15 protein-coding genes and 1 pseudogene are annotated in these 15,403 nt (G+C 42.6%); 4 read left to right on the forward strand and 12 right to left on the reverse strand.

Annotated features, from left to right (window positions below; genetic code table 11):
• Positions 1–593: 593 nt before the first annotated feature.
• From ACRQ5D_RS16755 to ACRQ5D_RS16770, 4 genes are all read left to right on the forward strand, one after another.
• Complete coding sequence (locus ACRQ5D_RS16755; protein WP_432329622.1) at positions 594–2,636, forward strand: DPP IV N-terminal domain-containing protein; 2,043 nt, start codon at positions 594–596, stop codon at positions 2,634–2,636.
• A gap of 97 nt (positions 2,637–2,733) precedes the next feature.
• Complete coding sequence (locus tag ACRQ5D_RS16760; RefSeq protein ID WP_431200038.1) at positions 2,734–2,970, forward strand: hypothetical protein; 237 nt, start codon at positions 2,734–2,736, stop codon at positions 2,968–2,970.
• Positions 2,967–5,948, forward strand: coding sequence for a family 43 glycosylhydrolase (locus ACRQ5D_RS16765; RefSeq protein WP_432329624.1), 2,982 nt, complete (start codon positions 2,967–2,969; stop codon positions 5,946–5,948). Before ACRQ5D_RS16760 ends, ACRQ5D_RS16765 begins: the two co-directional genes overlap by 4 nt.
• Positions 5,948–6,307: a hypothetical protein gene (locus ACRQ5D_RS16770; RefSeq protein ID WP_431200040.1), complete on the forward strand. Its 360-nt coding sequence runs from the start codon at positions 5,948–5,950 to the stop codon at positions 6,305–6,307. Before ACRQ5D_RS16765 ends, ACRQ5D_RS16770 begins: the two co-directional genes overlap by 1 nt.
• A 94-nt stretch (positions 6,308–6,401) precedes the next feature.
• Here the strand turns inward: ACRQ5D_RS16770 and ACRQ5D_RS16775 are convergent, their stop codons facing one another.
• The 12 genes and pseudogenes from ACRQ5D_RS16775 to ACRQ5D_RS16830 all read right to left on the reverse strand — a co-directional run bounded on the left by ACRQ5D_RS16775 (position 6,402) and on the right by ACRQ5D_RS16830 (position 15,401).
• The gene (locus tag ACRQ5D_RS16775) at positions 6,402–7,307 is read right to left on the reverse strand and encodes a PepSY-like domain-containing protein (protein ID WP_176844365.1); all 906 of its coding nucleotides are present in this window, start codon (positions 7,305–7,307) and stop codon (positions 6,402–6,404) included.
• A gap of 314 nt (positions 7,308–7,621) precedes the next feature.
• Positions 7,622–8,188 carry a tetratricopeptide repeat protein gene (locus tag ACRQ5D_RS16780; RefSeq protein ID WP_431200041.1) on the reverse strand — a complete coding sequence of 189 codons (567 nt, stop codon included), beginning with the start codon at positions 8,186–8,188 and terminating at the stop codon, positions 7,622–7,624.
• Complete coding sequence (locus ACRQ5D_RS16785; protein ID WP_091163005.1) at positions 8,176–9,354, reverse strand: tetratricopeptide repeat protein; 1,179 nt, start codon at positions 9,352–9,354, stop codon at positions 8,176–8,178. The genes ACRQ5D_RS16780 and ACRQ5D_RS16785 overlap by 13 nt, the downstream gene beginning before the upstream one ends.
• Positions 9,336–9,992 carry a hypothetical protein gene (locus tag ACRQ5D_RS16790; protein ID WP_432329627.1) on the reverse strand — a complete coding sequence of 219 codons (657 nt, stop codon included), beginning with the start codon at positions 9,990–9,992 and terminating at the stop codon, positions 9,336–9,338. The genes ACRQ5D_RS16785 and ACRQ5D_RS16790 overlap by 19 nt, the downstream gene beginning before the upstream one ends.
• 78 nt (positions 9,993–10,070) lie before the next feature.
• Positions 10,071–10,142 (reverse strand): annotated as a pseudogene (locus ACRQ5D_RS16795) (hypothetical protein); the annotation flags it as partial.
• Positions 10,118–10,456 (reverse strand): hypothetical protein, encoded by a 339-nt coding sequence (locus ACRQ5D_RS16800; protein ID WP_432329629.1) that lies wholly within the window; start codon positions 10,454–10,456, stop codon positions 10,118–10,120. The pseudogene ACRQ5D_RS16795 and the gene ACRQ5D_RS16800, both read right to left, overlap by 25 nt.
• A gap of 32 nt (positions 10,457–10,488) precedes the next feature.
• Positions 10,489–11,490: an urea transporter gene (locus tag ACRQ5D_RS16805; protein WP_432329631.1), complete on the reverse strand. Its 1,002-nt coding sequence runs from the start codon at positions 11,488–11,490 to the stop codon at positions 10,489–10,491.
• Positions 11,487–12,842: a diaminopimelate decarboxylase gene (locus ACRQ5D_RS16810; protein ID WP_091163007.1), complete on the reverse strand. Its 1,356-nt coding sequence runs from the start codon at positions 12,840–12,842 to the stop codon at positions 11,487–11,489. The genes ACRQ5D_RS16805 and ACRQ5D_RS16810 overlap by 4 nt, the downstream gene beginning before the upstream one ends.
• Before the next feature lie 9 nt (positions 12,843–12,851).
• The gene (locus tag ACRQ5D_RS16815) at positions 12,852–13,907 is read right to left on the reverse strand and encodes an ATP-grasp domain-containing protein (protein WP_091163008.1); all 1,056 of its coding nucleotides are present in this window, start codon (positions 13,905–13,907) and stop codon (positions 12,852–12,854) included.
• A gap of 2 nt (positions 13,908–13,909) precedes the next feature.
• Positions 13,910–14,152, reverse strand: coding sequence for a PqqD family protein (locus ACRQ5D_RS16820; RefSeq protein ID WP_091163009.1), 243 nt, complete (start codon positions 14,150–14,152; stop codon positions 13,910–13,912).
• A gap of 72 nt (positions 14,153–14,224) precedes the next feature.
• Positions 14,225–14,602, reverse strand: coding sequence for a response regulator (locus ACRQ5D_RS16825; protein ID WP_091163010.1), 378 nt, complete (start codon positions 14,600–14,602; stop codon positions 14,225–14,227).
• Between the two features lie 103 nt (positions 14,603–14,705).
• Positions 14,706–15,401 (reverse strand): LytR/AlgR family response regulator transcription factor, encoded by a 696-nt coding sequence (locus ACRQ5D_RS16830; protein WP_091163480.1) that lies wholly within the window; start codon positions 15,399–15,401, stop codon positions 14,706–14,708.
• Positions 15,402–15,403 lie beyond the last annotated feature (2 nt).

Raw genomic sequence — 15,403 nt, forward strand, 5'->3', positions numbered from 1 at the left:
AACAGCATTCAACTTCAACTGAGCTCTGGATTTAGAGGTAACCCTGTCTTTTGTTTAATAGATTGATTATTAGTTGTTTATAGATTGAAAATCGAATTTCTGTTAACCCTGTTAACCCCGTCGACTGCCTTGTCGGCCCAGGCATAGACACTTCCTGATTTTATAATTCAAGCGAAGAACGCTTGGACCTGCGTGAAATTTCATAAGACATTAACCAAACAAAAGGGCCCGCATCCAAAAGGCGCGGGCCCTTTTGCTAAATGCCTGCTATGATGTGTTAATTTATGTAAATATAAACTGGTGGTGTTAGGTAACTTTACGCAACACTATTAACTTATGACAAGGTACCACCAATTTTTACTGTTAACCTTTTTTTAGCAGCTGCAGGTCAATCAGCCAAGGCTCAGCAAACTAAAGCTACTCCATATTACCCCACCCACGCAGAAGTACTGCAAAACTATAAAGCAGCTGATGCCCTTGATTCTGCCTTAAAAAAGATTCCGCTTGTTACCGGTATCAGGCCTAACTGGCAGGCTGGGGGGAATGAATTCTGGTACGGTAAAAAAACTGCCAATAATCAAACAGCTTATGTTTTGGTTGATCCTGAAAAAGGAACTAAGAAAACCATTTTTGAAAGCAGTCAGTTAAGTACTGAGGTAAGCAAAGCAACAGGCAAACCTGTGAAAGATGGCGGCTTCCGTATTGAAGATATGTTTTTTAGTGCCGATAAAAAGCAGGCAACATTTAAAACAGGCGGTACCTGGCTTATGTGCGATTTGGGCACATTGCAATGCATTAAAACTACAGATACGGTACATCAAAGTTATGATAACGAGAAGCCGCTACAGGAACGCCATTACCGTTGGGAAGGTGTTAGCGCCGATTCTGTATCGCCCGATAAGCAATGGACTGCCTTTGTTAAAGGAGGAAACATCATTGTTAAATCGTTAAAAAACTCAACCGAAATCAAGTTAACTACGGATGGTAATTTAGATAAGCCTTACGGTGAGCTTACATGGTCGCCGGATAGTAAACATATCGTAGGTTATCGCATTGACTCTAAGAAAACAAAAGAAGTTTATTACTTGCTCAGTTCACTACCAGGTACCACAAGAGCGGTGCTGAAATCACATGAATATGATCAGCCGGGTGATGAGTTTACCTCGTATCAGCAGTATATATTCAATATCACCGATAAAAGCGCGATAAAAACCGATGCCGAAAAGATAGATTTTTTTGGTGCGCCTCGATTGCATTGGCGCGATGGCGACAGCCGCTATTTTACCTATGAAAAGGCAGATCGCGGTCACCAGCGTTTCAGGGTTATCGAGGTAGATGTTACCAATGGTAAAACCCGTAACATCATCGATGAAAAAACAAACACTTTTATTTATGAGCAAAGGATCTACACTTATTATGCCTCAAAAACGCATGAGATAGTATGGGTAACCGAAAAAGACGGCTGGCGTCATATTTACCTGGTTGATGAATTGAGCGGCAAAGAAAAATTGGTAACCAAGGGCGATTGGGTAGTACGTGATATTGATGGTGTTGATGTTAAGAAAAGACAGATCTGGTTTAAAGGAAGCGGTAAAAATGTTGGTGAAGACCCTTACTTTATGCACTATTACCGCATTGGTTTTGATGGTAAAAACCTGGTTGACCTTACACCCGAAAAAGGTAATCATAGCCTAAGCTTTTCGCCGGATAGAAAATATTATATTGATACATATTCAGAGGTTAATACTGCTCCCCGTATTGTAATCAAAAGCACTGCCGGCCTGAAAACGGTTACGGAACTTGAACATGCTGATTTGACCGGTCTTTTAGCTACCGGCGTCAAACTGCCTGAGGTGTTTGTTGCCAAGGCAAGGGATGGAAAGACGGATATATGGGGCGTGGTATATCGCCCGGCCAATATGGATCCCAATAAGAGCTACCCGGTAATTGAAAATATTTACGCCGGTCCGCAGGATTCATTTGTGCCTAAAAGTTTTTCCGCTGTGAATGAGATGCAAAGCATAGCCCAACTGGGTTTTATAGTGGTGCAGATGGATGGCATGGGCACAGCCAACCGTTCAAAAGCTTTTCATGATGTATGCTGGCATAACCTTGCAGATGCCGGTTTTGCCGATCGTATTTTATGGATGCAGGCGCTTGCTGCCAAATATCCACAGGTTGATATCAGCAGGATAGGTGTTTACGGTACATCTGCAGGCGGACAAAATTCTGCTGGTGCTTTGTTATTCCACCCTGAATTTTATAAAGCTGCGGTATCTGCCTGCGGCTGTCATGATAATCGTATCGATAAACAATGGTGGAATGAGCAGTGGATGGGCTACCCTGTTGGGCCGCATTATGAGCAGCAATCAAACATTACCAATGCCGGTAAATTGCAGGGCGATTTGATGCTGATAGTAGGTGAGGCCGATAACAATGTTCCGCCTGAGTCAACCTTCCGTTTTGCGGATGCGTTGATCAAAAACAATAAAATGTTCGACCTGCTGGTGGTGCCGGGTATGGGCCATAGCGATGGCGGTCCTTACGGTCGTAAAAAGAAACGCGACTTTTTTGTAAAGCACCTGCTTAACGCAGAGCCGCCTGCAAGAAACACGGATGAGTTGGCACATAATTAAATAAAATCCTCTACAGGTATTTTAATATTTGATAAAGGGTAGTTAGCTTTTGGCGTTGTGCCTTCAGCTTTTAGCTTTACCTATGTAACAAGGTACAATGCATAAACTTCAATTAACGGTTTTTCTTTTCTGGTATATGTGTTTGGCTGTATTAAACAGTTTTGCACAGCAACAATCAGCAACAGTGCCAGGTAATGGTAATCCCATTATTCCCGGCTACTTTGCCGACCCAACTGTACGCAAGTTTGGCGATACCTACTACATTTATGCTACCACCGATGGCAACGGCGGGGGCATGGCCCATCACAGGTTTGGACATCCAAAGATTTTGTGAACTGGACCATGCATGATATGAACTGGCCAACCTCCAATTACTATTGGGCCCCCGATGTTATCAATGGTAACGATGGTAAGTTTTACATGTACTACTGCCAGCCGGTTGATATCTATGGAGCATCGTCAGCAAGCCCTACCGGGCCGTGGACACCCCTAATGCCCGATGGAAAATCAATGATCCCCAATTATTTTATCCCAGGGGTGATTACGCTGGATGGACAAACCTTTAAAGATGACGACGGCAAGATCTATATGTTTTGGGGTACCTGGGGCATCTATCCTGATCATGGTTGTGGCGTGGGTTTGCTAAATGCAGATATGCACACCTTTGCCAAAACGGCAAAGATTCCGAATACCATTGCCAAAGATTTTTTTGAAGCACCTTTTATGTTTAAACGTAAAGGCATCTACTATTTCACCTACTCGTCTGGTTTTTGCGAAGATTCTACCTACCGGGTACAATACGCCATCAGCAAAACCGGGCCGATGGGGTCGTTTGAGTTCGGCAAAAATAACCCGGTGCTGAGTACCAACAGTGATGGCACTATTCACGGGCCTGGGCATGAGTCGGTAGTGCAGGTTGGGGATGATTTTTATATGGTATATCACCGCCATAATAACCCGCATTCAAACGGAGGTTATCACCGGCAGGTTTGTGCGGATAAGATCGTGTTTGACTCAGATGGCAATATTGAAAAGATTGTTCCTACCCATCTTGGCGTTGGGCTATTAGGAAAAAGCACCATTAATGCTCCCGACGAAGCTTATCAAAAAAAGGTCACTGCCTCATCTTTTTACAACGAAAATTATAAACCCTCATTTGCGGTTGATAATAATAATGGCACCTTATGGAAACCAGCAGATAACAGTCGTAGCCCTGCCTGGATCACCATCGATTTAGGTTCGGTAAAAACGGTACAACAGGTTTTGACCCAATTTGAATATGCAACATGGTACTATCAATACCTGGTAGAATCATCGGTAGATGGTAAAACTTGGAAGTTGTTTGCTGACAGGAGGGAGAACAAACAACATGGTTCGCCGATGGTAGATTCAGGAAATGCCCAGGCCCGCTTTATCCGCTTAACAATTACCGGCACGGAATATCCGGGGCTATATAAAGCGATTTGGAACGTGAAAGTTTATGGCGAACGGGTAGTAACCGGAGATCTTACTTCTGCCGATAAAAAAGAAATATCAAAAGCTGTAGCTCCAGACGAGAAAGAAGGTTTATTGGTAAACCTAAACACCGATAATCTTCAGGCGGGCGAAGCTCTATCTCAATGGACTAACAACGGCGCGTTGGGCGGTAGTTTTACTGCAACTGGTAAACCTCCGGTTATTGATATTATTGCAGGTAAAAAAGCTGTGGTGTTTATTGGTACGCAGTCGCTTGAATCAACGGTGGCGGTGCCCCGGTCGCTTGCAGGTAATAACAGTTATACAGTATGGTACGAGGTTTATGCCGATCTGATCAAAGACGAAAACCCGGTATTAAGCTGGACAAACGGCGAATCGGATCATCGCAGCGCTACTTTTGGTTTCGGAAGCAATAAAACAGCCGGTGCCGTACAACATTTTGGCGTTTCCGACTTTCAATATAAAACAATGCCTGCAGCCGGCAAATGGCACCAGGTGGTTGTTACGTTTGATGGCTCAGTTGAAAAACTATTTGTCGATGGCGAGCAGAACAATGCAGAAAACAAGATGCTGTTTCTACAGCTTGCAGATAAATTTATTATCGGGGCAAAAACAAATCGTTCAGCATATTTTTCAGGCGCTATTTCGTCGCTTAAAGTTTATAACAGGCCAATGGCCGATAGTGTCATAAAACAATGGGCTCTGCATCCTACAAAATCTGATATTGCCCTTTACCTCGATGCCGCAAAACTTAATTATGGCCGGCTTCAAAAATGGACAAATAACGGCGATGCAGGCGGGGCTTTCTTATCTGCTGAAGGGCAGGGAGCAGAAGTAACGGATATAAAAGGAAAAATTGCTGTTAGTTTTAATGGCAACAGCCCGCTTGTATTTAATAATTTTGTTGATATTAATAACAAAAAAGGTTATAGTGTAGTCTTAAGTGTTTACCAAAACGCATCAACGCAAAGCGGCGCGATACTGAAATCACAATCGTTGAAAGGGGCTTTCATCAATGCCGGTAAATATCTGAGTGCGGACCAATGGCACTATGTCATAAAAACTGTTAGTGGCAATGCCGCTAAATTATATGTAGATGGTGCTATAATAGCAACAATATCAAATACAGATAAGCTCACCGGCAAGCTTTTACTGGGCGATGGTTTTAATGGTGCGGTATCTAATCTTGTGGTCTATAAACATAGCTTATCATCAGCAGAAATTAAACAATTGAGCCTGGGTTGGAAACAGAACTATCATCCGCCTATAGCAGGTTCGTTTGCATTTAAAGCTGCTCCGACGGCTGTAACACCCGGCATGGTTGAAATGGAAGCGCCTGCATATGCTTCTGTAAAATCAAACCTCCAATATGATTTTATTAACGAGACAGATAACAGCAAATCAAGCGGCTGGCAGGCTGATCCGCATTATATCAGTTATGGGCTTTCGGCTGATAAAAATTATAGCTACTCTTTTAAAGTTAAAGACAACTATGGTAATGTAAGTTCAAAAACTGCGGCATTGCCGGTGAGTACAGCTTCGATCTTATTTAATGCCGTTGCAGATGGGTTTACAATTAATAGAGACTTTGTGACTAATGGCGTAACCGGCACTATATGGAATGGTTTGATAGGCGGGGACAAGCCGGAGAATAAAGTATCTATCAGTGATAGTTTGCTTACGTTGGAATCAAAAGGTTCAAACTGGGATGGGAATTTGCCTTATGGGCCATTTTTATACAGGAATGTTTCGGGTGATTTTGTGGCCGAAGTAGAAGTAGCCGACGTAAGCGGTTTAAAGGAAAAAAGGTGGCCGGCAACAGTGATATGGGATTAATGGTACGGAAAGTCAAACAACCCGGTACTGAAGGAAGCGAAAACCTGATCCAGAACAGTATTTTCCCGGCCTGGAACTGTGGCAATATGCTCACCAATTTTAAAACCGGCGACCGCATGCAAACCAATACTCAAACCGGCTGGAATTACAACCGTTACCTGCAGATCCAAAAGTCGGACGATGTGTTTTACATCAGAAGCGGCAACGACGGCATACATTGGACCGATCTGCCCGGAAGCCCGGTTGTTAGGCCTGATTTAATTGGTGCTGATCTGCAAATCGGCCTTTACCATAGTACCTACGGGCCGCACCGCTCGTATGTTAAATTCTCCAATTTTAAACTCATCAGCAGGAAATAAATATGTAATCCGCTGTTTGGGGCTCTGAAACTAAGCAAGTAAGCCATGTTTAATTAAAAACATGGCTTACCAACAGCGCTATAATCTCGATTGTTTAGTGGATAGGCAGGACTCTGACAAATGTACCGGACGCATTAAAAATTAAAGCGTATTTGGTATTGTTTGATGTAATCAATACAACGTAACCTTGCAGGGTTCCGCCGGGGCTTTCAGAAAATGCTTTATCAAATACGTAGCCCGGATAAGTAGCAGTAAGATAAGTGGTAATAGCAGCCGGTAAGTTAGCTTCAGCTACTACGGCATGTTTTAAATCGTGTTTTTCTATCTGAATACGTTTTACAAGTTTGCCTGCTGCGGTTACCGTTGTTGAGTAAAGTACCCCGTTCTGGCTTATCAAAATGTATACGTTATCGGGTGCGATAGAGGCATGCAACAAAGTATCTGTTGGATAGGTTGTTGAAAAATAGTTGCTCACAGCAGAAGGAAGGGCCGAAATGGCAATGGTATCGCGGTGTTTACTGTCACGATTATCAAAGAATCCGCCTAAGTGCCATCCTGGTCCTTTAAGGTCAACACCTTCGCGTTGCTCAAGGATGCTTACAAACGTACCAGCAGCAGTGAATTTGAGGCCAACCAAAGCGCTGTTGTATTTGATAACCACAATGTAGTTGATAACTGTATTAGTACTATCAGTAATGGAGTATGCTTTTTTGAATGTATAACCGCTGTAATTGGCTGTAAGGTAAGTGCCAATAACTGTAGGTAATGTGCTAAAAGCAACGGAGTCTTTGGTATCATGCTTGCCATAGCAGCCAACCATATAAACGCTGTCGGTAGTAGTTCCGGACGATGCAAGGCTAATAGCGATGGCGCCGGTTGATGTGACGGCTGATGACGAAACGCTGCCGGCCGAAGCTGATTTTGAAGCGTTTTCCTTTTTACATGATGCCAGGCCGATTATTGTGCCGACCATCAATAGTGAGGCGTAAAATGATTTCATTTTCATAGAATTAATTTAAATTGATAATTAGCGCTGCCTTTTTTCGGACAGGTTTAATTAAAATTAATTTGTAAAATCGGGTCGTCGGGAAAAGTGTCGACAAACAGCGGATTTAAATCGATGTATGAGGATACAATGTAGAGACGCATTCACATGCGTCTGCTATATGCAAGTTACCTCATGTTAAGCGCTGTGAGGTGTGCTTTATCTCGCGAGAGATGCATCAAATGTGTCTCTACATAAAATGTTTTGGTAGTTTTTTTAGTTACACCTGGCTAAGCCATCAGTACTCGAGGCATCTGCAGGTTTAATGATCAGCGCTTTTTCAAAAAAAGGTTTCGCTTCAGCTTTTTTCCAGCCATAAGCATCGACCAGGCCAGCATGTGGTTGCCGTCATAATCAAAAGGGTAAAGCGTTACTACTACTCTGAAAAGCTTAATAGCGGGTTCGTATTGTTTGCGGTTATAATAAATTACGCCTCCCCAATAATTAGCCTGCGTGTTTTGCGGGTCTATTTTCAGGATAGCAAGATATTGTTCCAGCACTTTATCCCAGTTTTGCAAAAAAGAGAGCGGCTTTATATAACCAAACTTAGCCTCAATAGCGCCAGGCTTCAGGTTAACTGCTTTTTGATAATAAGTTTGCGAAGCAGTGTAGTTTTTATTGAGGTAATGGAGCCAACCCAGCCTGATGGCTATCTCATAATTATTTTCCGAATAGTAAGGATAAATATCGGCAATGGCAGCAACGTAGTTTTTGTTTAATTCATTGGTATAACTGTTGTGAAAAGCTTTTTGAAGCACCACATTTGTCTGTGCCTGCAATTGTGCTGCAAATACAAATAAAAAAATGGGAATAAACGTCTTCTTTAAAATTTCCATGTTATACCTAACGTAACAGAGTTTTGGTTATAGTTAACAGCCCGGTAAATGTCTGTTTTCTTTTCATAAAAGTAATTTAAATTCAATAAGGCATGGTTACCTAACTGATAAAAAACGCTTTCACCGCATTTAAATTTTGTAGGATCGATAGCGTTATACACATAAAGCCCGTCCGCATCCAGGTAATCATCCTGGTTGCCAAAAGTAGCGACTGTTTCCAGCCACGTTTTATTTAATACTTTAAATCCTACCGACTGACTATAAATGAAATGAATTACTCCGCTTAAATTCAGTACCGATGCCCTGCTTGTGGTGTATAGATTCAAGTTTCCCAGTGGATAAAAATCCACTTTGGCATCATATTGTTTTAGGGTTTTATTAATGAGTTTGCCAAAGTTAATATCGCCCTGCAAATCAATGTAACGGGTATCATATTTTACTCCTAACAGCCCAAGGTTACTTTGGTAAATATTGCTCCGGTAGCTGGTATGTAAATAATGGTACGCGCCAAGTAAACTGATGTTTTTAGTGAAAGAATATTTCGTTTTAGCATAATATTCAAACTGGCGGTCGGTTTTGCCTGTTTGATTAAAGTAATCAATATAGCCCGATCTGAATATATTCTGTTTGAAAAACATAAATGATTGGTCCAACTGCAAACGCCACGATAATCTTAAACCGATACCCGCGCGTTCAAAAAAGCCGTTGTCGCGTTCGTTGCTATTAGGCAATTTTATGCCACTTTCTAAAACCGCATCAGTTAAACCAAAGAGTGATAACTTGATAGCACGCAGGGTTGCTGTGTCTAAATGCGATGCATTGTAAAACGCAGCGTTATTGTTGTTGATGTAGGTGTTGCAGTAGTAAGCATATAAATATGCAGTTACATTTTGCGGTTCTTGAAGTAAAACCTGGTTAAACTGATAAATGGCAGCTTTGTAATTGCTGGTAAGCATATAAGCGTAGCCTGCCTTAAAGCGTAAAGCGGGCGAGTCTACACTATCGGCAACCGATTGATTTACAAACCTGATAAGTTGTTTCCAGTTGCCGGCATTGTACAATTGTTCGGCGGTACTATCGGCCGTGGCAAGTTTATTATCTTGTGCACGGGTTACAAGAGCAGCAAATAGCAAGGCAAAAAGTATGGTTAATTTTCTGTACTCCATTGTGCTTCAATATGCTGTCCGTTTATATTTATGACGAAAGCCTGCAAACTGCCGTGGTCAACCAAAACTGTTGATTCAGTAAGCGGCATTGTTTTACCTGCAATTTCCTGGTATTGTTTGGATACAATATTTAGCCCTGTCTTTTTCAGCTGGATCCCGCTTTTATATTTTATGCTGATGAACCGGTAAAAAGGCGCAATAAAATCCTGCAGCCAAAGCAATGTTTTGTTATGGGTAAGCGGTACCGGAAACTCATCATTAGCCTGGATATATCCTGCATCGTTAAAAATAACTTTATATGCGGCAAGGTAAAAATAATGGAGGAGCGACGTTTTATCGCCATAAAAGCTGGTGAAGTAAAACATAGTGCCGTTATTAATAAAATAAGCAACGGCACCGGTTGTTTTGCTGTAGATGTATGACTGTCCTAATTCATCTTTAAAAACTTCCCATTCTTCGGTTGCGCCGTTTTCGTTAACTAATTTAGATAGGAAGCCCGGTTGCAGATCGAATGCTTTTTTGAGCGGTGCATTGATTTCGGGGTTGCTTATTAATTCGTTTTCATTTGGGATACCGTAGCTTAAAAGGCTGCTTTGACCACCTTTTTTGGTAAAGTAATATGCGAGCGGATAAGACAATGTCTTAGACCCGATATAAGGGGTAGCCTGCAACTGGAAATGCAAATGCGGCTCTGGCGAGCGACCCGAATTACCGCAAAACCCCAGCAGGTCGCCTTGTTTTACAACATCGCCAGGTTTAACTTTTATCGAGTTTTTTTGAGGTGGGATAGTTTGGAATAAAGCCCCGCGGCATGACGGACCACTACCGTATTGCCCCAGTTTTCTTTCAGGTTTTCTTCGCCAATATCATTATCTTCTACATGGTTTACAACCAGTTCTACAACGCCATCGCCGCAGGCCAGTACCGGCTTATTGAAACAATAAAAATGTTCAGGAAGGGTACCGGGATGCTGAAATGTTTTTTGTTCATCATCCGTAATCACAAAATCAAGCGCCTGGCCCCATTCGCCTTTGTGGGTAATGCTACCATTATAACCCTGCGAAACCGTCCAATAGCCCATAAACGGCAAATTGAGCCTCATGTATTTCAGATCGTTCAGCCTGTTTTGCAGGTTTAAAACATGGTAAAGATTTTTTCGGGCGAGTAATGCTGTGCTATGGTTAACTGCAATTTGGGGTGATGACCGGTTAACTTTAAAAAATAGAGCAGGCTGATATTAAGCACGCAAAACGGTAACGAAAAAACAGGCAGCGCATGCAAGGCCATGAGTGTGGTAAGGGCATTAATGAGTATGAAACCCAAGGGGATGCAAAGAATTGCCAGTAGGTAAGAGCGTAACGATGGGATAGTGAAAAAACTGCTTATAGCCATTGAGGCCATCATTAAATTAGCACCCAGGTGGTAATAGCTGATGCCCTCGGGGTAGGTATGTGTGATGTTGTTAAACCCGCAGGCCGTTAAAAAACTAATGATAAGCAGGCTGAATGCAATGCGCGAATGTACAAGTATCCCCATAGCAATAAGCATTCCGGCTATGATATTATGCTGAAACAGAATTGCGCTCAATGAACGGAAAAATAAGCTCATCAGTTTTGGCAATGTTGTGGCAAGATAACCTTCGGCGCCGGCCAGGTTACCCGGGCCGGTGTAAATTTCTTCGAGCAGGGAGCTGCTTTTTTGTGATAATCCAGTGTTGAAGATGCTGTTGGATGCCAGCAGTACAAGCCAGAAAACCAGGATAAACGGCAGTGAAAGTATAGGTAAACCCGGTTTACCCATGCGCTTTGACATGATAATGGTAGCAAGCACTACCAGGCAACAGGCAACCGCCAGCCAGGTCACAAACATGAGATTAACCTGGAAAAAAGCACCAAATGCTATCCCTAATAATAAACAGTTAAAGCTGTAAATTCCTACCCGGTAATCTTCGTTATCCTGTTTTAACAATTTTGTTATCAGCAAAGAGAAAATGACACAACTCAACCCTGCAAAGCCGGATACCGGATTGAAAAATGATACCAGCAGCAAAATAATCCCTAATACCCGGTTTTGAGAAAAAAACAAAACCGAATAGGAATTGATGACGGTTTTTATGAATGCTGGAATTTGCTTCACTTGTTGTTATTTAAATGAGCGGGTACTAACTCTGGTTCGGCAGTATATTCCAATGTTTCGTTTTTGCGGATGAGATGCGTACGCAACTTCTCGTCTATCAACACAACAGCAGGCCTTAAAGTGATGAATTGCATCCATTGGGTCATGTTGTAAGCGCCAACCTTGTGCACTACTACCTGGTCGCCGGGATTTAGTAGGGGCAGGTTAATGCTTTCCCTGATCACATCAATGTTCATGCAAAGCGGTCCGTATATCACCATGTTTTCGGTATGTGCAGCAAAATCCTGGGCTGGGCTTACCTGGTGTTCATACCAAAAAGATGTAAACAGGATATTGACCCCAAAATCAACAATGGCGGCGCCTTTGCCATTGGCTAAACGTTTGTTGGCGATAACAGTGCCCAGCAGGTAACCGGCATCATCTATCAAAACACGCCCACTTTCCAATATCAGCAGCGGCAGATCATCATTGGCAAAGCCAAAATTGAGCAAAGCCGAAGTTATGACTTCAGCAAAGTCATCAATCGTCGGCACGGTATCATTTCCCGGCAGGTAAGCACCTTTCAATGTATTGGTTGAGGGGAAGCCGCCTCCCAGATCAAGATATTCTATTTTATGATTAAGCTCGGTCTGGCAGCGAACAGCCAGTTCGGCCAGTTTATTAGCCGCTATACCATAAGCATCGGCAGAGAGCATATAGGTACCGATATGGCAATGCAAGCCCACCAATTGCAGACTTCCCGAGCCTGTGATCTTTGTAACTGCCGACCAGGCTTCTCCATTTTCATAGTTAAAACCAAAGCGGTCCCAAAGTGGGTAAACGCCGGTATCCATATTTATACGAATGGCCACACGCGGTTTATTGACCAGGTTTTTACTTAATGTAAGCAGTAGGTTAAGCTCATCGAAATGATCAATATGGATCAGCGAATCATGTTCGATGGCCAGCTGTAAATCATTGATGGACTTGCCCGGTCCGTTAAAAATGATCTTGTTGCCAGGTACGCCATTACCTAAAGCTTTACGATATTCAAAGCCCGAAACTACCTCGGCCCAACTGCCTTCCTGGTGAAAAATCTGACAAACGGCGTTGAGGTAATTGGTTTTGTAGCTCCATGCAAATTGTACTTTTGGGTAGCGGGTGCTAAAAGCGCGGTATGCAGCCCGGTAGTTTTTGCGGATCTGTTTTTCGGACAATACGAACACCGGCGAACCGTAGTTTTCGATCAGGCTTTTAACCGAAACGCCATCGATACTTTTAAAGGGCTGCAAACCAGTGCGGGAGCCGAATTTGTTAAGGGCACCGGCCTGTAGTTTTTTTATATATGGTTTCTCGTATGGCAGCTTTTCCATCGTTATAAATTATAATTCGCCAAACGCCGAGATCTGCTGAAAATCGGCGATGTCGGCGATATGGTCCCACGAATACCGGACAAACAGTTTGCCGGCCTGGTAATCGGCATAAGGCTCAACGCCTTCACCCATCGCTATTTTAGCTAATGCCACAGGCTGGTTTTGGCCTGCGGCGGCAGTTAAATAAACCCATGCCGGAAACCGGGGGTTAATTTCCAATATGTATAAATGCCCTTCTGCATCGCTCATGACCTCTATTTCGTAGCCCCCTTTCCAGTTGCTTGCGCGGGCAAAGTTGTCGGCCAGTTGGGTAAGCTTGTCATCTTTAATGGTAACACCCGCCCAGGCTTTCCCTTTATCGGTAATATAAAGCTTGCGCATAGCCACCAAACTGATATTGTAGCCATTACCATCCCCAAGGGCTGAGATGTTGATTTCGTTGCCCTTGATGTATTGCTGCGCTATTATCGGTACGCCCCAGGCTGCATACAATTGATGAAAGGCTTTCAATGCCTGATCCATCGTGTACACAACATAAGCATCATAAAACTTACCTTTTATTACCATAGGAAAGTTGAACTCATCAGCCGCTTTTTTAATATCATCGGTTGTGTAAAGCTTATGATCGGCGGGCACATAAAAGCCATTTTTTGTGCCGAAATTTTTTAGGTTCACCTTATCTCTTAACGCCAGTTGCTGGTGTGTTGGGAGATAAGTTGCTATGCCCATTTGCTGCAATTGCGGCGCTATCTTTATAAAATTGAACAGCTCGGAATCAAAGTTGGGGATAATGAGATCAAGCTTTTCCTGTCCGTTTATATATGCCAAACGTTCAACAAGGGCTGCCGTACCTTCGGTTGGATAGGGGAGCTGGTAAGTTTTGTTTACCTGATCCCGCAGGTAAATTCCGGGCTCCAGCGATTCGTACGACAGGCCAATTATTCGCAAACCATCTCTAAAACACTCTTTTAAACAACGGATGACTGCCATCCCCGGCCCTGGATTGTCGTTTGCATTAAGCCCGGTAACAGCAATACATAAATTAGCGTACTTGTTTGCCATCATCCTTAAATTTCGAGCAGGTTTGCTTCTTTTAGCTGCAGCATCCAATTATCCCAATCGCTGTTAAGCTGGCTTTCGCTCACCTCGTATCTGCTCAGAATATCCTGCTTAATATCATCTTCGGTTTTGCCGCTTTTCATAGCCTCAAGCAGTTGTGCCGCCATACCGTTGCCGGAAAATGAATCGCCGGTGGCAGGGTTAAAAATAAACCCGTTTTCGCTGGTGGCTATGTTGCTTTTGAGTTTCATTTTATAAGTACAGGTTTGTTTAATTAATAAAAGCTAAACTTAGCAGGTTTATATGAGTTTACAAAACCGGCTTCAGGATGCCATCAGGTATTCTATCCTTGATGCAAGCACTTCCATATCCAGCGGTTTTACAAACAAGGCATCGCATTTATAGGAGTCGGCCTGTGCTTTTTTTGTTTTAAAAGCGGTTACAATAATGATAGGTACATTGCACAGCTGCTTATCGTCCTTAAAGTCCCGGCAAACCAGTTCACAATCATTATCTAACAACAAATAATCCAAAATGATCAAATCCGGATTAATCATTTTAGCTTTATCATATATAGCATTAGGGTCAAAAGTTAAATGCACATTAAAATCACCATAGTACATAATGTCATCAATTACCGATAACATCCGGCTGTTTTTATCAAGTACTAAGATGGTTTTTTTATCGCCTGCTGTTTTCATGACTTTAGGGATTAGTATCAATTTTAATAATATAAAGTTGAGGCTATTTAAGGGGCTGTAAAATAATGTGTCGTTCAACGCCTTTAATGTGCCGATGAATTGATTATTTGTGCCAGTCTTTGATAAAATCGGTATAGTTTGTACCTACAGGAAGCTCTACGTTGGTTAGTTTTACCTTGCGGTTGTGGATAGACCTAATCTGTTCACGCGCTACCACGAAGCTGCGGTGGATGCGGATAAATTTTGATGCAGGCAGTTTTTCAATTGCACTTTTCAGGGGCATCAGTGTCAGTATGGGTTTGGCTACGCCCAGCATATGGATCTTGATGTAATCCTGCATGCTTTCAATGTATTCAATGTCTTTAATGTTGATCTTGATCAGTCTGTATTCTGAATGCACATACAGAAAATCGCTTTCATTTGGGGTATCGGTATGTTTGTACTGGTAATAGCCAATTGCCTTTTGAACCGCTGTGCCAAAGCGCAGGTTATTGATCGGTTTCAGCAGGTAATCAACCGCTTCCAGTTCGTAACCTTCATACGCATAATTTTTGTAGGCAGTGGTAAAAATAATCATTGGCTTATCAGTCAATGATTTTACCAGGTCGATACCGGTAATATCAGGCATGTTAATATCTATGAACAGCACATCCACCTTGTTCATTTTCAGGTATTCCCCGCCCGATATGGCATCCTCAAAAGTATTAACCAATGTTAGCGCGGGATATTCGGCTACATATTTTTCAATTATTTGGAGGGCCAGCGGCTCATCATCAATGGCTACACATTTTAATTGCATAA

It is taken from the genome of Mucilaginibacter sp. P25 (assembly GCF_050859465.1).
GTDB classification, from domain to species: domain Bacteria; phylum Bacteroidota; class Bacteroidia; order Sphingobacteriales; family Sphingobacteriaceae; genus Mucilaginibacter; species Mucilaginibacter gossypii.